This window comes from Vandammella animalimorsus (genome assembly GCF_002285265.1).
Lineage (GTDB): Bacteria > Pseudomonadota > Gammaproteobacteria > Burkholderiales > Burkholderiaceae_C > Lampropedia.
On record NZ_NSJB01000001.1, the window covers coordinates 35946 to 53756 of the forward strand.

At 66.9% G+C, this 17811-nt stretch carries 17 protein-coding genes; 8 read left to right on the plus strand and 9 right to left on the minus strand.

Going from position 1 to position 17811, the window contains the following annotated elements; translation table 11 throughout:
- Positions 1-76: 76 nt before the first annotated feature.
- The 5 genes from CK625_RS00170 (at position 77) to CK625_RS00190 (ending at position 2196) form a co-directional block, all read left to right on the plus strand.
- Positions 77-421: a hypothetical protein gene (locus CK625_RS00170; protein ID WP_095538279.1), complete on the plus strand. Its 345-nt coding sequence runs from the start codon at positions 77-79 to the stop codon at positions 419-421.
- A 189-nt stretch (positions 422-610) separates the two neighbouring features.
- A complete protein-coding gene (locus CK625_RS00175) occupies positions 611-1003 on the plus strand; it encodes a hypothetical protein (protein WP_143326121.1) in 393 nt (130 codons plus the stop codon).
- A gap of 46 nt (positions 1004-1049) precedes the next feature.
- On the plus strand, positions 1050-1382 hold the full coding sequence (locus CK625_RS00180) for a hypothetical protein (protein ID WP_143326122.1): 333 nt from the start codon (positions 1050-1052) through the stop codon (positions 1380-1382).
- Positions 1383-1472: 90 nt separating this feature from the next.
- Positions 1473-1862, plus strand: coding sequence for a hypothetical protein (locus tag CK625_RS00185; protein WP_143326123.1), 390 nt, complete (start codon positions 1473-1475; stop codon positions 1860-1862).
- Positions 1863-1917: 55 nt separating this feature from the next.
- On the plus strand, positions 1918-2196 hold the full coding sequence (locus CK625_RS00190) for a hypothetical protein (protein WP_143326124.1): 279 nt from the start codon (positions 1918-1920) through the stop codon (positions 2194-2196).
- Positions 2197-2563: 367 nt separating this feature from the next.
- Here CK625_RS00190 and CK625_RS00195 read toward each other — a convergent pair whose 3' ends face one another.
- The 3 genes from CK625_RS00195 to hmgA form a co-directional block, all read right to left on the minus strand.
- Positions 2564-4084 carry a catalase gene (locus CK625_RS00195; protein WP_095538284.1) on the minus strand — a complete coding sequence of 507 codons (1521 nt, stop codon included), beginning with the start codon at positions 4082-4084 and terminating at the stop codon, positions 2564-2566.
- 204 nt (positions 4085-4288) lie between these two features.
- Complete coding sequence (gene fahA, locus CK625_RS00200) at positions 4289-5614, minus strand: fumarylacetoacetase (protein ID WP_429001281.1); 1326 nt, start codon at positions 5612-5614, stop codon at positions 4289-4291.
- Positions 5615-5712: 98 nt separating this feature from the next.
- Positions 5713-7032 carry a homogentisate 1,2-dioxygenase gene (gene hmgA / locus CK625_RS00205; RefSeq protein WP_095538285.1) on the minus strand — a complete coding sequence of 440 codons (1320 nt, stop codon included), beginning with the start codon at positions 7030-7032 and terminating at the stop codon, positions 5713-5715.
- A 158-nt stretch (positions 7033-7190) separates the two neighbouring features.
- Between hmgA and CK625_RS00210 the strand changes: the two genes are divergently transcribed.
- Together CK625_RS00210 and CK625_RS00215 are read left to right on the plus strand one after the other, a co-directional pair.
- Complete coding sequence (locus CK625_RS00210) at positions 7191-8315, plus strand: LysR family transcriptional regulator (RefSeq protein WP_172425034.1); 1125 nt, start codon at positions 7191-7193, stop codon at positions 8313-8315.
- A 119-nt stretch (positions 8316-8434) separates the two neighbouring features.
- The gene (locus tag CK625_RS00215; protein ID WP_095538287.1) at positions 8435-9481 is read left to right on the plus strand and encodes a peptidoglycan-binding domain-containing protein; all 1047 of its coding nucleotides are present in this window, start codon (positions 8435-8437) and stop codon (positions 9479-9481) included.
- 91 nt (positions 9482-9572) lie between these two features.
- Here the strand turns inward: CK625_RS00215 and CK625_RS00220 are convergent, their stop codons facing one another.
- From CK625_RS00220 to CK625_RS00230, 3 genes are all read right to left on the minus strand, one after another.
- Positions 9573-11714, minus strand: a complete 2142-nt coding sequence (locus tag CK625_RS00220) for a heavy metal translocating P-type ATPase (protein WP_343030340.1) — start codon at positions 11712-11714, stop codon at positions 9573-9575.
- Positions 11715-12011: 297 nt separating this feature from the next.
- Complete coding sequence (locus CK625_RS00225) at positions 12012-13016, minus strand: Hsp33 family molecular chaperone HslO (protein WP_095538289.1); 1005 nt, start codon at positions 13014-13016, stop codon at positions 12012-12014.
- A 146-nt stretch (positions 13017-13162) separates the two neighbouring features.
- Entirely contained in the window at positions 13163-13687 is a 525-nt protein-coding gene (locus CK625_RS00230; protein ID WP_095538976.1) for a gamma carbonic anhydrase family protein, read from the minus strand.
- A 176-nt stretch (positions 13688-13863) separates the two neighbouring features.
- Here CK625_RS00230 and CK625_RS00235 point away from each other — a divergent pair, with 176 nt between their 5' ends.
- Positions 13864-14730, plus strand: coding sequence for a ferritin-like domain-containing protein (locus CK625_RS00235; protein ID WP_095538290.1), 867 nt, complete (start codon positions 13864-13866; stop codon positions 14728-14730).
- Between the two features lie 129 nt (positions 14731-14859).
- On the opposite strand, the gene prfH is transcribed toward CK625_RS00235, so the two are convergent.
- From prfH to mntR, 3 genes are all read right to left on the minus strand, one after another.
- The gene (gene prfH, locus CK625_RS00240; protein WP_095538291.1) at positions 14860-15498 is read right to left on the minus strand and encodes a peptide chain release factor H; all 639 of its coding nucleotides are present in this window, start codon (positions 15496-15498) and stop codon (positions 14860-14862) included.
- Entirely contained in the window at positions 15489-16712 is a 1224-nt protein-coding gene (locus tag CK625_RS00245) for an RNA ligase RtcB family protein (RefSeq protein WP_095538292.1), read from the minus strand. The genes prfH and CK625_RS00245 overlap by 10 nt, the downstream gene beginning before the upstream one ends.
- Positions 16713-17273: 561 nt before the next feature.
- A complete protein-coding gene (gene mntR, locus CK625_RS00250) occupies positions 17274-17747 on the minus strand; it encodes a manganese-binding transcriptional regulator MntR (RefSeq protein WP_095538293.1) in 474 nt (157 codons plus the stop codon).
- Positions 17748-17811 lie beyond the last annotated feature (64 nt).

The window sequence follows — 17811 nt, forward strand, 5'->3', positions numbered from 1 at the left end:
GCCATTTCATAATTCTTGAGGATGGATCGCGAAGTTTAACCGCTGTTACTCCATTCAACTGGCTAAGGAGTAAAAATTGAATTTTCCGGATACGGCTGAGTTCCTGGAGGCATTCGGTATTGAGCCCGTTGAGGAAGATCCTCATATGGCTTACTGCCGCTATGTGAGAAAATCTGCCGATGGTTTCCAGGAGCTGGATTTTTCCTTCAGTGCAGTTACAGAGTCATTTCAGGTGGTGCTGCGAGGCGGTGGCAAAGATTTGATGAAAGTGTCCTCGGAAAGATGTAGGCTTATCGAGATTCGGCGCAATTTGGCTGGATTTGAAATCCATGTGGTTTTCGATATTTCGGGTGCAACATCCGAGGCGGTTGTGATTTTTGAGCCGGATATTTATTGTCATTGGTGGACTCTGCGTGACTGAAAGAGTTGGTGCAGAAAAATAAAGCATAAAAAGACGCTATTGCGCTCGACCCTTTGGCCTGCGCGATTTGACTGCGCTGACGGCAGCCGCTGGCGATGAATTCGCCATGTAACAAAGCGTTATTTTAAATTTAGATGGGAAGATTATACACTTCACCCCTGAAAGGGATGTTTTGACAGGATGGAAGCCATGGTAAACAAGCAAATCTCATCCCATAAAAAGAAGCGCCTTCACTCTAGGGAAATGGAAGAGATTGCGCGCTTGGCTACGCGGGAGGCGCTCAAAGAGTACCTGTGGCCGCTGACGCCAGAAGACGAAAAAAATCTGACTCTGGGGGGGATGCGGCGTCATGATGATAAGGATCATGAAACATTCATGCTGTATATATCAGCCGACCCCCCTGAGAATGGCATCGTCCTGACGCAAGCCAAGGTCAATGCCCTCACGGGCGAGGTGCAGGTCAAGATTTTTCTGCCGCGTCGGCCCGATGCGCCGCCGCTCTCAGATCCCTCCGTCCAGCAGCTGGAACCGGGCGATGAGAGCAAGACTTGGTTAAGCGAAAGAGGCGACAAGCCATCATAATGCGCGCCATGCCGCAGAAAAAATATCCTCTCCATTGAAGCAAGCGATGAAGTTCTTCAATGACAATGGAATATACAAGGTGTCCAGAATAAGCGGTCCATTGCATAACTACCTTGGACTGGTTTTTTCTGACGTGCCTGTAGCAGATGTGGATGTGGTGGCTATCAAACTGGATGCAAAAGAACCTGAGCGGCTGCGGAGCAAGGAAGTGCTCAAACAGGTTCTGGCGGGTGCGGAACACAGCAGTCGCGTACTGTCCAGGCCCTATAACATCAAGAAGGTAGAGTTTGTCAGCGGCGACTCCTTGCCTGAGGAAATATATTTCCATTTGACCCAAGCCATTATCGAGCGTCTGCACACAGAAGGGGAAAATTTTTAGCCGCAGAAGCGCAACCGCCCCGGCCAGCAGCCTGGGGCAGAAAGTGGTCAATGGGCTACTGGGGCTGGATGTTTTGACCGGATGGAAGCCATGGTAAACAAGCAACTCTCATCCCATAAAAAGAAGCGCATTCACTCCAGAGAAATGGAAGAAATTGCGCGCTTGGCTACACGGGAGGCACTCAAAGAGTACGTGTGGCCACTCACACCTGAAGATGAAAAAAATCTGACGCTAGGGATGTTTATAGATCACCCTGACAAAGACCATAAAACATTCGAGCTGTATATATCAGCCGACCCTCCTGAGAATGGCATCGTCCTGACGCAAGCCAAGGTCAATGCCCTCACGGGCGAGGTGCAGGTCAAGGTTTTCCTGCCGCGCCGGCCCGATGCGCCGCCGCTCTCGGATCCCTCCGTCCAGCAGCTGGAACCGGGCGATGAGAGCAAGACTTGGCTAAGCGAAAGAGGCGATAAGCCATAAGGTGCTGATGAGGGCGGCCGGTGGCCCGGCAGGGCCGCTCATAGGCGGGGGATTCGTGGCTGAGCCAAAAACAGGGCCATCTTGGGTGAAAGGTTTGCGTGTCGTGAAAATGCGCTGGATGATGCGCCCTTTCACCTGTCATGCCTTTGGCTTGGGCAATATCCGTGGCCACTGGGTTTATGACGTGCAGACCCGCGCGGCGCAGTGCATCGTCCCAGACGATGCGCAGGCCTGGGAGACACCCAGGATACAAATCATCGGCAAGGATTTGGTGATCTATGCTGACCTGGGAGACATGCGTGCAGGCCGCGAGGCCCGGCGGGTGCGGCTTTGAGCCGCAGCGCACCCTGCGGCGGATGCGGCGCCGCGCGGCTGCCGCTTGCGGTGGCTGAAGATGCCCTGGGGGCGGTGCTTTTTCAGTTGGCCAGCCTTGGAACCTGTTCAGTGCCCGCCGCGCAGGGATTTTGAACAGGTTCTTATGGGTGTTCAGCCGGCGATGGCTGAAGCCACGGGCTTGGCTTGAGAATCTCCTCCATCTTCCTTCTCCTCGGGTGAACAGCCTGCTAGGGTGGGTGATGACGAGCAGCTGGCGCGCGGCCTGCGCGGCCAACGAAAAAAGCCCCGGCGTCCGTGAGGAGCGCCGGGGCATCCGGGCTGCGGTGGCCCGAGGTCTCGGGGGCTTGGTGAACGCCCCCTGGCGTTTACAGCAGGCCGGGCTGGCCCTTGGCCGGGTCGCTGTCGCGGGCGGCCAGCGCGTCGGCCACCGTCATGCCCAGGGCCTTGGCCACGCCTTCGCCATAGGCCGGGTCGCAGGCGTGGCAGTTGCGGATGTGGCGGTATTTGATGAAGTCCAGCGCGTCGCCCATCGCGGCGGCGGTGTTGTCGAACAGGGCCTGCTTCTGCGCGGCGCTCATCAGGTTGAACAGCGCGCGCGGCTGGCTGAAGTAGTCGGCGTCGTCCTCGCGGTAGTCCCAGTGGTCGGCGTTGCCGCTGATCTTCAGCGGCGGCTCCTTGTACTGGGCCTGCTCCTGCCACTGGCCGAAGCTGTTGGGCTCGTAGTGGAGGCGGCCGCCGTAGTTGCCGTCCACGCGGCCCATGCCGTCGCGGTGGTTGCTGTGCACGGGGCAGCGCGCGGCGTTGACCGGGATCTGGTGGTGGTTCACGCCCAGGCGGTAGCGCTGCGCGTCGGCGTAGTTGAACAGGCGCGCTTGCAGCATGCGGTCAGGGCTGACGCTGATGCCGGGCACGACGTTGCTGGGCGCGAAGGCCGATTGCTCCACGTCGAGGAAGAAGTTCTCCGGGTTTTTGTTCAGCTCGAACTCGCCTACTTCGATCAGCGGGTAGTCGGCGTGCGGCCAGACCTTGGTCAGGTCGAACGGGTGGTAGGGCACTTTCTCGGCGTCCAGCTCGGGCATGACCTGCACGTACATCGTCCACTTGGGGAAGTCGCCGCGCTCGATGGCGTCGAACAGGTCCTTCTGGTGGCTTTCGCGGTCCTTGCCGATCAGGGCTTCGGCCTCGGCGTTGGTCAGGTTCTTGATGCCCTGCTGGGTGCGGAAGTGGAACTTGACCCAGAAGCGCTCGTTTTGCGCGTTGATGAAGCTGTAGGTGTGGCTGCCAAAGCCGTGCATGTGGCGGTAGCTGGCGGGGATGCCGCGGTCGCTCATGACGATGGTGACCTGGTGGAAGGCCTCGGGCAGCAGCGTCCAGAAGTCCCAGTTGTTGGTGGCGCTGCGCATGTTGGTGCGCGGGTCGCGCTTGACGGCCTTGTTCAGATCCGGGAACTTGCGCGGGTCGCGCAGGAAGAACACGGGGGTGTTGTTGCCCACCATGTCCCAGTTGCCCTCTTCGGTGTAGAACTTGAGCGCAAAGCCGCGGATGTCGCGCTCGGCATCGGCTGCGCCGCGCTCGCCGGCCACGGTGGTGAAGCGGGCGAACATCTCGGTCTTCTTGCCCACTTCGCTGAAGATCTTGGCGCGGGTGTATTGGGTGATGTCCTTGGTGACGGTGAAGGTACCGAAGGCGCCCGAGCCTTTGGCGTGCATGCGGCGCTCGGGGATGACTTCGCGCACAAAGTTGGCGAGCTTTTCGTTCAGCCACAGGTCTTGGGCCAGCAAGGGGCCGCGCGGGCCGGCCGTGAGGCTGTTCTGGTTGTCCACCACGGGCGCGCCAAAGGCGGTGGTGAGGTGGGTGACGGGGCACTTTTTGGTTTGGTCGTTCATGGGAAACCCTTGTGTGTGTAGGTTGGGCGGGGCGCCAGGTTCAACGCAGCCGGGCCAGAGAGCGCAACTGCGATGGGATGGCGTGATTGTATTTAGTTTTGGGCTATCAATGTTTATTTTTTGATTGAAAATAATTAATTTGATGATAGTGAAAAGCCCGGCGCAAGCCGGGCTGGGATGGGCGGGGGCGGCGTGGCGCGTTGTTCAACTCTGCGCCGCAGGCAGGGCCGGGGCGGGCAGCACCGTGGCGCGGGCCTCGCCCAGACCGATGCGCCGCGCGCCTTCGCCTTCGCACCAGGCGCGCAGGATCAGGCAGTCGCCGTCTTGCAGGAAGCGGCGCTGCTCGCCATTGGGCAGGGTGATGGGGCGCTTGCCGCCTTCGGTCAGCTCCAGCAGCGAGCCGGCCTGCTCGCGCTGCGGGCCCGAGAGGGTGCCCGAGCCCAGCAGGTCACCGGGCTGCAGGTTGCAGCCGCCGCAGCTGTGGTGGGCGATGAGCTGCGCGGCGCTCCAGTAGGCGGCCTGGTCGGCGCGGCCCAGCGTCAGGCGCGCGGCGGGTTCGCCGGCCTGGCGCATGGCCTCGGTCTGCAGCAGCACTTCCAGCGTGATGGCCAGCTGGCCCTTGGCGCGGTTGGTGGCGCCATCCAGATAGGGCAAGGGCTGGGGATCGCCGGCTGGGCGGGCAAAGGGGCGACGAAATGGCGCCAGGGCTTCGCTGGTGACGATCCAGGGCGAGATGGTGGAAGCGAAGTTCTTGGCCAGGAAGGGCCCCAGCGGCTGGTATTCCCAGGCTTGGATGTCGCGCGCCGACCAGTCGTTGAGCAGCGCCACGCCGAAGAAATGCGCCTCGGCCTGCTCCAGCGCGATGGGCTCGCCCAGCGCATTGCCTTGCGCGACGAAAAAGCCCAGCTCCAGCTCGTAGTCCAGCCGCTGGCAGGGACCGAAGGCCGGGGCGCTGGCATCGGCGGCCTTGGTCTGGCCGTTGGGGCGGCGCACGTTCTGGCCGCTCACGCCGATGGAGGAGCTGCGACCGTGGTAGCCGATGGGCACCCATTGGTAATTGGGCATCAGCGGCTGGTCGGGGCGAAACAGGCGGCCCACGGCCGTGGCGTGGTGGATGCCGGTGTAGAAGTCGGTGTAGTCGCCGATGCGGCAGGGCAGGGCCATTTCGGCCTGGGCCTGGGGCAGCAGCAGCGCCTGCCACTCTTGCTGCTTGGCGCTGCCGCTGCGCAGGCCATCGAACAGCGCATGGCGCAGGGCCTGGCGCTTGGCAGGCGGCAGGGCCATCAGGGCGTTCATGTCGTCGGTGTCGATGACGCCGGCGGCGCGCGCGTCGAGGATGTGCTCGCCAATGGCCACGCCAATGCGCCAGGCCGCCTGGCTGCCGGCCTCGCGGTAGCGGCCCCAGGGCAGGTTTTGCAGCGGGAAGTCGGCGCCTGCGGCGTTGGCCGAGGCCACCCAGCTGGCGGCGCTGGCGTCGTGGGTGTGGTCGATGTTCAGGCTGGGGTTCATGATGGCGGTGTCCAAGGTCATGGGAGCGAGGAGGGCTGGCCGGCGTGAAGCGTGAAGCAATACAAAGCAACAAAAAGCCAAGGCGCCAGGCCTTGGCTTTGCTGCGCTGCGGTTGCAGATCAGCGCTGCTGGGGGTTGAAGTATTTTTTCACATCCAGCCAGCACTGGTGGTAGTTGGCCTGCAGCTGGGCCGAGGCCAGCGCCGCCTTGGTGGGGCGGATGACGTGGCGCGTCTCGAACATGAAGGCCATGGTGGCGTCCACCTTCTGCGGCGTGCTGGTGTCGATGCGGCTGGCCTTTTCATAGGTGGCCGCATCGGGGCCGTGGCCGCTCATGCAGTTGTGCAGGCTGGCGCCGCCGGGCCGGAAGCCATCGGCCTTGGCGTCGTACTCGCCGTGGATCAGGCCCATGAACTCGCTGGCGATGTTGCGGTGAAACCAGGGCGGGCGGAAGGTGTTTTCCGCCGCCAGCCAGCGCGGCGGGAAGATCACGAAGTCGATGTTGTCCCAGCCCGGGGTGTCCGAGGGCGATTGCAGCACCAGGAAGATCGACGGGTCCGGGTGGTCGTAGCTGATCGAGCCGATGGTGTTGAAGCGGCGCAGATCGTACTTGTAGGGTGCGAAGTTGCCGTGCCAGGCGACCACGTCCAGCGGCGAATGGCCGATCTTGGCGCGCCAGAGGTTGCCCATGAACTTGGCCACCAGCTCGAAGTCGCCCTCCACGTCCTCGTACCAGGCCACGGGGGTCTGGAAGTCGCGCGGGTTGGCCAGGCCGTTGGAGCCGATCACGCCCAGGTCGGGCAATTGGAAGGGCACGCCGTAGTTCTCGCAAATGTAGCCGCGCGCGCTGCCATCGAGCGCCTCGACGCGAAAGCGGATGCCGCGCGGGATGACGACGATCTCCTGCGGCTCGGCCTCGATCAGCCCGCACTCGGTGGCAAAGCGCAGCCGGCCCTGTTGCAGCACGATGAGCATTTCGCCATCGGCGTTGTAGAAAAAACGCCCCTGCATGCTGCGATTGATGGCGTAGATGTAGATGGCCGAGCCGCTTTGCGCGTGCGGATCGCCATTGCCGGCCATGGTGTGCAGGCCGTCGATGAAGTCCACCGCCTGGCCCTCGGCGGGCAGCGGCAGCGGATCCCAGCGCAACTGGTTGGGCGTGGTGGGCTGCTCAAGGAAATCCTGCGTGATGCCGCCGTTGTCCATGCGCTCGAAGGGCTGGTGCGCCGCGCCAGGGCGCATGCGATAGAACCAGGTGCGACGATTGGCGCGGCGCGGCGCGGTGAAGGCCGTGCCGGAGATCTGCTCGGCATACAGGCCGTAGGGGCAGGTCTGCGGCGAGTTCTGGCCGACGGGCAGCGCGCCGGACAGGGCCTCGGTGGCCCATTCATTGGCAAAGCCGCTCAGGTATTGCAGCGGCGCATGGGGGGCGGTGGGCATGGGGCGTCTCCTTGTGTTCCCTTGGATGTGGCGCTGCATTCCTGACCTTGGGCGCAGCAGAACCAGCCATTGTGGTCATGCTCAGGTTATTGGCAATAAAGATGGCGTTATAAATACTATTCACAAAGCTGATGGATCAACCTTGGATTTGCCGCCTTATGTCGTTGGACAGCCTGCGCCGCTTCGACCTGAACCTGCTGCTGATCTTTCATGCGCTGATGGACACGCGCAGCGTCTCGCGCGCGGCGCAGGCGCTGGGCATGTCGCAGCCGGCCGTCAGTGCGGCGCTGGCGCGCCTGCGCCAGGCGGTGGGCGATGCGCTGTTCGTGCGCTGCGGTCGCAGCGGCATGCAGCCCACCCCGCTGGCCGAGCAAATGGCCGGCCCGGTGGCCGATGCGCTGGCCGGCATCAGCCACAGCATGCGCGTGCGCGCCGATTTCGACCCGGCGCGCAGCCGGCGCCAGTTCACCATCGCCATGCTCGATGCGGCCGAGGCGCACTTCATGCCCGCGCTGGCCGCGCACTGCCAGCGCCATGCGCCGGGCATTGGCATTGCCGTGCAAACGCCGCTGCAGGCCGCAGGCGGCGTGCAGGCCGCGCTCTTGCAAGGCACGGTGGACTTGGCCATCGGCGCTTTTGAGGACATGCCGCAAGGCGCGCTGCAACAGCTGCTGTTCGAGCAGCCCTTCGTGCTGCTGGCGCGCAGCGGGCACCCGGCTCTGCCCGATGCCGCCGCGCCCGGCCCTGGCCCGGCCCGCAGCCGCGCGGCCCGCGCCGTCCAGCCGCCGCCATTGGGCCACTGGTTGGCCCAGCAGCCCCAGCTCGATGCCGCCTGCCTGGCTGGGGCCGCCTGCGCGCTGCTGCAACAGCCGCAGGGCGCGTATGCACAGGCGCAGCAGGTGCTGCTGGCACTGGCTGGCGGCAGCGGCAGGAAGCGCCAGCGGGGGGCGGGTGCGGCGGCGCAGGCCGCGGGCGCTGTCGGCCCAGGGGCCGAGCCCGCGCACTACCACTGCGCCAGCCTGCTGACGCTGCCGCTGCTGGTGGCCCAGTCGGACGCCGTGGCGCTGGCGCCGGCGCATTTGGCGCGCACCTTCACGGCCGTTCTGCCGCTGCGGGCCTGGCAGCTGCGGCTGGGGCGACAAGCGCCGGTGCTGCGCACCTATTGCTTCTGGCATCCGCGTTTTCACCGGGATGAAGGCACGCGCTGGTTGCGTAACATGTTGTTTGCACTGTTCGCGCAGCCAGCCCCGACCGCTAGAATCGCTCGCCGTTCGCCGAAGTGAGCCAGTGCAGTGTGCTGCACGGCATCGCTTCGGTGTTCGCGTGTGCAGAGGGCTTGCCCTGGCAAGTGGCCCTGCGCACGGCCAACCATTTAACAACTTTCTTAGTGAGGCATTTCTTTATGCAGCGTATCGGTATTTTGGGTGTGGCTTGCGCGGCCGCATTGACGTTGGCCGGGTGCCAGACGACAGGGATGAACTTCGGCGGCGGCAACACCGTGGCCACGGGCGGCGCGGCCGGCGGCAACGCCACGGGCGCCAATACCCAGCTCGAGCGCTGCGATTCGCCGCTGGGCACGGTCTCGCTGGTGGAAAACGAGGCCGCCGGCTGGTACACCATCCTGCGCAATGAATACCGCCTGCCGCCCACGGCCAATCTGCTGCGCCTGATGATCCAGCAGTCCAACTGCTTCGTCGTGGTCGAGCGCGGCGCCGCCGGCATGAACGCCATGAGCCGCGAGCGCGAGCTGATGCAAAGCGGCGAAATGCGCCGTGGCAGCAACTTTGGCCGTGGCCAGGTCGTGGCCTCGGACTACGCGCTCTCGCCCGAAATCATCTTCAGCGACGACAACACCGGCGCGCTGATGGGCGCTGTGGGCGGCCTGATCGGCGGCGGCAGCGGCCGTGCCCTGGCTGCCATTGGCGCGGGCACCCAGCGCCGCGAGGCCGCCGCCATGCTGACGCTGGTGGACAACCGCTCGGGCGTGCAGGTGGCTGCGGCGCAGGGCAGCGCCTCCAAGATGGACATCGGCGGCTTTGGCGGGCTGTTTGGCCGCGCCGGCGGCGGCCTGGGCGGCTACAGCAGCACGCCGCAGGGCAAGGTCATTACCGCCGCGTTCATGGACGCCTACAACCAGATGGTGGTTTCGCTGCGCGGCTACAGCTCGCAAAGCGTGCAGGGCCAGGGCCTGGGCGGCGGCGGTCGCCTCGGCGTCGATGGCGGCGCGGCCCCTTCGCAAACTCGCGCTGGCGAGCCCGCTGCTGCCGGCGGCCGCATGAACTTGCGCGCCGCCCAGGCGCGCCTGAACGAGCTGGGCTACAACGCTGGCACGGCCGATGGCCGCATGGGCCAGCGCACGGCCAACGCGCTGCGCACGTTCCAGCGTGACAATGGCTTGGCCGTCACCGGCCGCCTGGATCAGGCCACGGCCGCCGCTCTGGCGCAGTAAGCGTGGCGCGATGCCGGAACTCTGAGCCGGCACGGCCAGCCCCCATGAAAAAGCCGCCCCTTGAAGGGGCGGCTTTTTCATGGGGGCATTTTTACTGGATGGGTCTGTCGTCATCGGCCCAGGCCCGCGCCGGGCGCAGCAGCCGCAGGCCATTGGCCAGTACCAGCAGGCTGGCGCCCATGTCGGCAAAGACGGCCATCCACATGCTGGCCTGGCCGGTCATGGCCAGCAGCAAAAACAGCAGCTTGATGCCCAGGGCCAGGGCGATGTTTTGCCACAGCAGCGCATGGGTGCGGCGCGACAGAGCAATGGTCTCGGGCAGGCGACGCAGGTCGTCATTCATGACCACCACGTCGGCTGCCTCCATGGCCACGTGGGTGCCCATGCCGCCCATGGCAAAGCCGATGTCGGCCTGGGCCAGGGCCGGGGCGTCGTTGATGCCGTCGCCGGCCATGGCTGTTGGGCCCAGACGCTGCTGCAGCGCGGCAATGGCCTGCAGCTTGTCCTCGGGGAGCAATTCACCATGCACGGCGTCGATGCCGGCTTGCGTGGCGATGTGGCGTGCTGCGGCCAGATGGTCGCCGCTGAGCATGACGGTGTGTACTCCCTGGGCCTTGAGCGCGGCAATGGCCTGGGCCGAACTGGGCTTGATGGCATCGGCCACGGCGTACAGCGCCAGCGCGCGCTGGCCATCGGCCAACAGCGTGACGCTGTGGCCCTGCTGCGTTTGCGCCTGCACGAGCGCGGCCAGCTCGGCCGGATACTGGCCGCGCTCGTCCAGCCAGCGGGCATTGGCCAGCACATAGGGCTGCGCGCCAATGCGCCCCTGCACGCCGCGCCCGGCCACGGCCTGAAAGTCCTCGACTGGCCAGTCCGCATCCGGGGTGGCCTGCGCCAGGCCCTGGGCGATGGCCTGCGAAATTGGGTGGTCCGAGCGCTGCGCCAGGCTGCGCGCCAGGCGATGCGTGGCGGCGTGGTCTGCGGCCTCATCCAGGCATTGGGCGAGCAGTAGCTGCGGCTTGCCGGTGGTGATGGTGCCGGTCTTGTCCAGCGCCACTGCGCGGATGCGGCGCGCGCCTTCCAGGTGTGCGCCGCCTTTGATGAGCACGCCGCGCCGCGCGGCAGCCGTCAGCCCGCTGATCACCGTCACCGGCGTGGAGATGACCAGCGCGCAGGGGCAGGCGATGACCAGCAGCACCAGCGCTTGGTAGAGCGCCTGCAGCCAGCTGGCCTGGCCCAGCAGTGGCAACAGCAGCAGCGCGGCCAGGGCGATGGCGAACACCGCCGGGGTGTAGATGGCGGCCAGGCGATCGACCAGCTGCTGCGTGGGCGCGCGCGTGGCCTGGGCCTGCTCGACGGCGAGGATGATGCGCGCCAGCGTACTGTCCGTGGCCGGGGCGCTGGCGCGCACCTGCAGCTCGCTGGCCTGGTTGATGGTGCCGGCGTAGACGGCATCGCCCGGGCCTTTGTCCAACGGCAGGCTCTCGCCCGTGATGGGCGATTGGTCCACCGTGCTGTGGCCGCGCTCGACCTGCCCGTCCAGGGCAATGCGTTCGCCCGGGCGCACGCGCAGCAGGGCGCCGACGCCGATGTCCGCCACCGGCTGGCGCAGCCACTGGCCGTCGGCCTGTTGCACCTCGGCCTGCTGCGGGGCCAGCGCCAGCAGGCCCTGGATGGCTTGGCGCGTGCGGTCCACGGCGCGCGCCTCCAGAACTTCGGCCAATGCGTACAGGCTCATGACCATGGCCGCCTCGGGCCATTGGCCGATCAAAAAGGCGCCGGTGACGGCCACCGTCATCAGCGCGTTGATGTTCAGCCGCCCCTGGCGCAGCGCCGTCAGCCCTTTGCGGTAGGTGGCGCTGCCGGCCAGGGCGATGGCCAGCGCGGCCAGGGCCATGCCCAGCCACATGCCGCCCTGCGGCAGCGCGCTGCCGGGCGCATGGTGCGTGAAGAACAGCAGCTCGGCCGCGATGGCCAGGCCCAGCGCCAGCAGCAGCCGGCCGCTGCCGGCCCACAGGCTGCGGCGATGCCCGGCGGCGATGGCAGGGGCTGCTGTCGCCAGCGGCTCGACCTCAAAGCCCGCAGCGCGAATGGCCGCCAGCACCGCAGGCAGTTGCGCAGCTGGCGCGGCCAGGCGCAGCAGGCGCTGGCCGAAGCGAAACTGCAGCTGCGCAATGTCGGCAATGCCCGCGAGCGCCTGACGGATTTGGGCCTCTTCGCTGGGGCAGTCCATGTCGGGAATGCGCAAATAGTGCCAGCTCTGACCATTGGCATGGTCTTGGAGTGCTGGCTGCGCATCGCTTTCTCTGCCAGCGCTGCTGCTTGCGTCGTTGCTTGCGCCGCTGGGTGGGGCATTGCCGACACAGCCGCTTTGGCAAGCGCAGCAACTGCTGCTTGATTGCGCCTTGGCGCCGGCTGCTTGGGCTTGGGACTGGGGCGATGGCGTGCTGGGGGCTGGGCTCATGGGCATGATCCGGGCAAAAGCGGCCAGTATGCCCCACGGATGTTGCGCACAAACCCAGCGTGGTTTTCAATGCCGCAGGCCCTGCTGCCCCGGCGCGGCCAGGGGCGTGAACAGCTGGGCGGTGTCCACAGCGTCAAAGCGGTATTGCGCGCCGCAGAATTCGCAGCCGATCTCCAGCGGCTGGCCTGGTTGCTCCTGCTGCATGGCCTGCACTTCGGCCTGGCCCAGCGATTGCAGCATGGCTGCGACGCGCTCGCGGCTGCACTGGCAGCCAAAGTGCGGCGTGAGGCCGGCGGCGTCCAGCGGTTGCAGCTGCTCTTGCCAGAACAGGCGGCGCAGGATGGTGGCGCTGTCCAGCGTCAGCAGCTCCTCGCGCGTGAGGCTGCGCGCCAGCGTGGCAATGCGGTTGAAATGCTCGTTCTGGCCCAGCGCGTCTTCGCTGTCGGTGTCCTGCAGCGCGCCGCCCAGATTGGCCTGGCCCTTGACGGGGATGCGTTGCAGCAGCAGCCCGGCGGCCACGCGCTGATCGGCGGCCAGCAGCAGCACGGTGTCGAGCTGCTCGGACTGCTGCATGTACTGCTCCAGCGTGGCCGCCAGCGAGGGCAGGGTCTGGCCCTGGGCGTCGGTCAGCGAGACGATGCCCTGGTAGGGCCGGTAGCCGGGCTGCTTGTGCTCGGCATCGAGCGTGATGGCGCAGCGGCCCTGGCCGTGCGCATTGCACAGCGCCTGCAGCTCGGGGGCGCTCAGGGCCTGCAGGGCTGCGCCGGCATCGGGGGCCAGCTGGGCCGTGGCGCGCAGCCGCAGGTTGGACTTGACCTCGGCCACGGCCAGGCGCAGCGGGCCATCGCCCTGGATTTGCAGCACCAGCGCGCCGTCGAAGCGGATGTTGGCCTGCATCAGCACGGCGGCCGCGCCCATCTCGCCCAGCAGCTGGGCCACGCATTCGGGGTAGGGCCCGGTTTCGGTGTTGGCGGCGCGGCGCGCCAGCATTTCTTGCCAGGGGGCAGCAAGGCGCACGATGGAGCCGCGCACGGGCAGGCCTTCAAAGAGGAATTTCTGGATTTCGGACATGGGGCGGGCAAATAGGGCGGCGCGGCAGCGGGGGCGCGGCAGCGCCTGGGCAAACGAATGCCGCACAGATGGCGGCGGTGCGGCGGGTTTCAAGCGCTGCCGCGCGAGTGGCGCGCGGGCATTGGCCAGCGGCCCTGGAGCCGACCTCAGTCCACGCGCTTGAGGCCTTGGGCAAAGCGCTGCGCGTTGTCGCGGTAGTGGCGCGCGCTTTGGCGCAGGGCTTCGATTTCCTGCGGCGTGAGCATGCGCACCACCTTGGCCGGGCTGCCCAGAATCATGCAGCCGTCGGGAAATTCCTTGTTCTCGGTGACCAGTGCGCGCGCGCCGACCAGGCAGTTCTTGCCGATCCTGGCGCCGTTGAGCACCACGGCGCCGATGCCGATGAGCGACTCGTCACCGATCGTGCAGCCGTGCAGCATGACCTGGTGGCCGATGGTCACGTCGCGGCCGATGTCCAGCGGCTTGTCCGGGTCGACGTGCAGCACGCTGCCGTCTTGCACGTTGCTGCCCGCGCCGACGCGGATGTGATCGCCATCGCCACGGATCACGGCGCCGAACCAGACGCTGCTGTGCGCCTCCAGCGTGACATTGCCCAGCACCGTGGCCGAATCGGCCACCCAGCTGCCGGGCTCCAGGGTGGGGCGGATGCCATCGAGTTCATACAGGGCCATCGGTTTCTCCTTGTGCTGTGGGGTGCTGTGGGGTGGCTGCGGGCTGCAGGTTGCGTTGCCCGTGTTGCATTGGGCTGTGATTGTAGGGAGCTTGCGCGGCCGCGCCGCCTGCAGCGCCGCTTGGTGCAACGCTGCCTGGTGCAACGCCGCCTGGTGCATGCCTACAATCGCCGCCCATGATCCAGGCCTGCCAGACCCACACTGCTACCGAAGCGGCCTGCCTGCGCCAGCGGGCGCGGCAGCTGCTGCAGTGGCAAGACCCCACCGCCAAGGCCGAGGCTGTGCTGCAGTTGCACGCCAACCAGGCCCAGATGCGGCTGGACGTGCAGCAGGCCCTGGCCGCGCCCGAGCCCGACGAGCCCGGCATGCCGCCTGGCCTGCGGCTGGCGCCGCACACCGAGGTGGCGCGGCGTTCGCCAGCCACATTGCAAGGGCGTGCGGTGCTGGTGCACGCCATCGTGCACATTGAGTACAACGCCATCCACCTGGCGCTCGACGCCGTGTGGCGCTTTGCTGGCATGCCCGCTTCGTACTACGGCGATTGGCTGAAGATCGCCGCCGAGGAAGCGCGTCACTTCCAGCTGCTGCGCGCGCAGCTGCAGGCCATGGGTTTTGACTATGGCGACTTCCCCGCGCACCAAGGGCTGTGGGCCATGTGCAGCAAGACCCGGCACGACATCCTGGCGCGCATGGCGCTGGTGCCGCGCACGCTGGAGGCGCGCGGCCTGGACGCCACGCCCTTGATCCAGCACAAGCTGCGCCAAGTCGATACCGAGGACGCGCACGCCATCTGCGCCGTGCTCGACATCATCCTGCGCGAGGAGGTAGGCCATGTGGCCATCGGCAATTACTGGTACCGCTGGTTGTGCCACCAGCGCGGGCTGGACGCAGTGGCCCTGTACCCGCAGCTGGTGGCGCAGTATGAGGCGCCGCGACCCAAGCCGCCGCTGAACCTGGACGCGCGCCGCGCGGCAGGCTTTACCGAGCAGGAGCTGCACTACCTGCAATGGGGCAGCGAAAACCCGCCGGATGTGGCCGGTTGAGCTGGGTTTGATGCGGCTTTGGGGCGCTGGCAGGTTTTTGGCTGCACAGGCGCGCAGAAGAACTTGCCTGCACCTTGCCGCCTTCGTCGCGAGCGCGGCCCGCTTTCGTGCAGGCCGGCTCCTCGCGCGCTACAGCAGGCCCGCCTGGGCGTGCAGCACGCGCACCGGGTTGCCGCGATCGACCTGCCAGTGCAGTTGCGCGCGCGCCTGGCGTGCGGCGGCCTGGCGGGCCTGGGCCTGTTCGGCCAGGCGCAGCGCGATCAGGGCCCGGGCCAGTTGCTTGTTGGCATGCTGGCTGCGGGCGCTCATGACCTTGACGGCAATGCCGCTGGGGCGGTGCAGGGCATGCACGGCCGAGTCGGTGGTGTTGACGTGCTGGCCGCCCTTGCCGCTGGCGCGGCAGGCCTGGTAGTCGATGTCCTCCTCGCGCAGGGCGCGGCTCAGGCCTTCGCCGGCCGTGGGGCAGCGCTGCACGGCCACGAACCAGTTCTTGCGCCGGTGGCCGGGCCGCAGCGGGCTTGGGAAGATGCACTGGATGCTGCCCAGCCAGCCCTGCAGCCAGGCTTGCAGCGCGCGGTCATCGCCGGGCCTTGCTGGCTGCAGCTGCAGCAGCACGGATTTGTAGCCCGCGGCTGTGGGCAGGCTCTCGACCTGCTCGGCCTGCACGCCGGCGCGCTGGGCGTCGTCCAGCAGGGCCCGCAGCGTCAGCCGCACAGCCAGTTCGCATTCGGCCGGCCCTTGGGCGGCGGTGATCTGGATCAGCAGCATGGCTGGCCCCCTTTCTTGTAGGTCAGCAGCGGCTTGAAGCGCGCCAGCAGCCGCACCAGGCCGGCCTCGAGCAGGCTGGCGATGACGCTGTCGATGGCCTTGTAGGCCTGTGGCGCTTCCTCGTACAGCAGCGCCTTGTCGTTGCAGACCACGGTGCTGCCCAGGCGCGTCTTGCGCAAGGCGCTGGCCTGAAAGCGCGGTGCCAGCCGGCCCATGCAGTCGCTGCGCGCCCACTTGCGCCCGGCGCCGTGCGCCAGCGAGTTCAGCGCCGCAGCGCAGCCGGGCAGCGGCTGCACCAGGTAGCTGTAGTCGCCGCGCGAGCCGGGGATGAGCACTGGCCCGACATCGGCCGGCGTGGCGCCCTTGCGGTGGATGAAGCCCTGCAGGCCGTCGTGGGTGGCGGGCAGCACGTGGTTGTGGCTCACGTCCAGCAGCGGCAGGCCGTCGCTGCGCAGCGCCTGCAAAAAGCGCTGCGCGATGGCCTCGCGGTTCAGGCGAGCGTAGCGCAGCGCGGCCTCGTGCTGCATGAGGTAGTGCTGCGCCTGGGGCGTATCGGCGGCCAGGCCGGCGTGGCCATGGGCCTCGACCTGGGCGCGCAGGATGGCGCCGCCCAGGCCGCGCGAGCCGCTGTGCACCAGCAGGTACACGGCCTTGGGGTCGAGCGCTGCGCACACTGCCGTCGTGGCCGTGGTTGCGGCATCGGCATCGGCAGGGCCGTCGCCTTCGGGCGCAGCGTACAGCTGCTCGCAGGCCAGCAGCTCGGCAAAGTGGTTGCCGCCGCCGATGCTGCCCAGGCTGCCGGCCAGCTGCGCGGCAGGCAGGGGCAGCGCAGCGTCGTGGCACAGGGCGGCCAGCTCGGGCTGCGCCTGGGCCAGCAGCGCCTGGGGCAGCGGCCCTTCCTGGCTGCCCAGCAGCTTTTCCAGCCGGGCAGGGGAGGTTTTGTGCGCTTTCAACCCAGTGCGCCACAAGGCCATGCCGCAGCCGATGTCGCCGCCCACCAGTGCCGGGTACAGATGGCCGACTGAGAAAAACGCCGCGCCGATGGGGTAGCCGCGGCCGGCGTGCAGGTCCGGCAGGCCAACGGCCGCGTGGATGTGCGGCAGTTGCGCCGTGGTGTGCAGCTGCGCCACGGCATTGGCTTCCAGCCAAACGTCGTTGTTGGCAAACACGCGCACCTTGTCCGCGCTGGGTTTGCCTTGCAAAGAATTGCCCATGAGAAATCCTTGTCGGGAAAACAAACACGATGTGATGGGCAACCTGGGGGCGCTGCAGGCCCGTGCGGCCACGGCGCAGCCAGCGTGCGCCTGCCGCAGAAGCGGGCATGGCACACGGGGCTGGCGTTGCTGTGTCGGGGATGGCGCGTGAGATGCGCTGCGGGCCGGGTGGTCAGGCGATGGGCCTGCTCAGCCCCCGGCGCGGGTGTGCTGCGGCACGGGGTGCGTGCGCAGATTCTTAAACCCTGCTCAGGAGTTCAGAGCGCAGTTTCAGAGCGCAGGCCACGGCGCTGCCAGGTTGCAAAGTGCGGGGGCATGGCGTTGGGTCATGGGGCGGCTCCTTTGCAAACGGCGGGCGGGGGAAAGGCGGGAAAAGCGCAGCGGGCTTTGCCTGTCCCGTGGGGGCGGGCATGGCAGTGTGCGCTGCGCCGCTGACTGAAAGGGCGCGAGTCTAAATGTGTTGGTGCTGCCAGGGCAAGGCCTGGCCGGGCCTGATGCAGCGGCAGGCCGAGCATGTGTTGCGCGCCTGCTGCACGGGGCCATGGCGCGGCGCGATGGCGCTCAGCCTTGGCGCGGCTTTTTCGCAGGTTTGGCCTGGGCCTGCTGCAGGTAGCGCTGAAAGGCATCCAGCGTGGCCTGGCTGACGTGGTGCTCCATGCCCTCGGCGTCGCGGCTGGCGCACTCCGGGTCCACGCCCAGGGCCAGCAAGAACGATTCCACCAGTTGGTGGCGCTGGCGGCTGTAGTCGGCCGTTTGCTCGCCTTTTTCGGTCAGAAGCACCCCTTGATAGGGGCGCAGCTGCACATAGCCTTCTGCCTGCAGGCGCTTGAGCATCTTGGCCACGGTGGGCTGGGCCACGCCCAGGCGCTGGGCGATCTGCACCTGCCGGGCCTGGCCGGTGCTGTGCAGCAGGTCGGAGATCAGCTCCACATAGTCCTCGATGATTTCCATGCGGTGCGCCTGGCGCACTTGCTGGAAACCGGCCACCTGCGCCTGGGTGTCGGGCAGGGTTGTGGGCTGGGCGGGGCGGTTCATCGTTTTTTGGGGTCGGTGCAGGCCGCCGGCAACGCGGCGGGCGTTGCGGCAGCCCGCAGGGCGT

Bases quoted from the DNA above. Each gene is read 5' to 3' on its own strand.
- CK625_RS00230 (WP_095538976.1), bottom strand. From the start codon at position 13,687: ATGGCCCTGTATGAACTCGATGGCATCCGCCCCACCCTGGAGCCCGGC.
- mntR (WP_095538293.1), bottom strand. From the start codon at position 17,747: ATGAACCGCCCCGCCCAGCCCACAACCCTGCCCGACACCCAGGCGCAG.
- CK625_RS00225 (WP_095538289.1), bottom strand. From the start codon at position 13,016: ATGTCCGAAATCCAGAAATTCCTCTTTGAAGGCCTGCCCGTGCGCGGC.
- hmgA (WP_095538285.1), bottom strand. From the start codon at position 7,032: ATGCCCACCGCCCCCCATGCGCCGCTGCAATACCTGAGCGGCTTTGCC.
- CK625_RS00235 (WP_095538290.1), top strand. From the start codon at position 13,864: ATGATCCAGGCCTGCCAGACCCACACTGCTACCGAAGCGGCCTGCCTG.
- CK625_RS00220 (WP_343030340.1), bottom strand. From the start codon at position 11,714: ATGGACTGCCCCAGCGAAGAGGCCCAAATCCGTCAGGCGCTCGCGGGC.
- CK625_RS00245 (WP_095538292.1), bottom strand. From the start codon at position 16,712: ATGGGCAATTCTTTGCAAGGCAAACCCAGCGCGGACAAGGTGCGCGTG.
- CK625_RS00180 (WP_143326122.1), top strand. From the start codon at position 1,050: ATGAAGTTCTTCAATGACAATGGAATATACAAGGTGTCCAGAATAAGC.
- CK625_RS00210 (WP_172425034.1), top strand. From the start codon at position 7,191: ATGTCGTTGGACAGCCTGCGCCGCTTCGACCTGAACCTGCTGCTGATC.
- CK625_RS00195 (WP_095538284.1), bottom strand. From the start codon at position 4,084: ATGAACGACCAAACCAAAAAGTGCCCCGTCACCCACCTCACCACCGCC.
- CK625_RS00215 (WP_095538287.1), top strand. From the start codon at position 8,435: ATGCAGCGTATCGGTATTTTGGGTGTGGCTTGCGCGGCCGCATTGACG.
- CK625_RS00185 (WP_143326123.1), top strand. From the start codon at position 1,473: ATGGTAAACAAGCAACTCTCATCCCATAAAAAGAAGCGCATTCACTCC.
- prfH (WP_095538291.1), bottom strand. From the start codon at position 15,498: ATGCTGCTGATCCAGATCACCGCCGCCCAAGGGCCGGCCGAATGCGAA.
- CK625_RS00175 (WP_143326121.1), top strand. From the start codon at position 611: ATGGTAAACAAGCAAATCTCATCCCATAAAAAGAAGCGCCTTCACTCT.
- fahA (WP_429001281.1), bottom strand. From the start codon at position 5,614: ATGACCTTGGACACCGCCATCATGAACCCCAGCCTGAACATCGACCAC.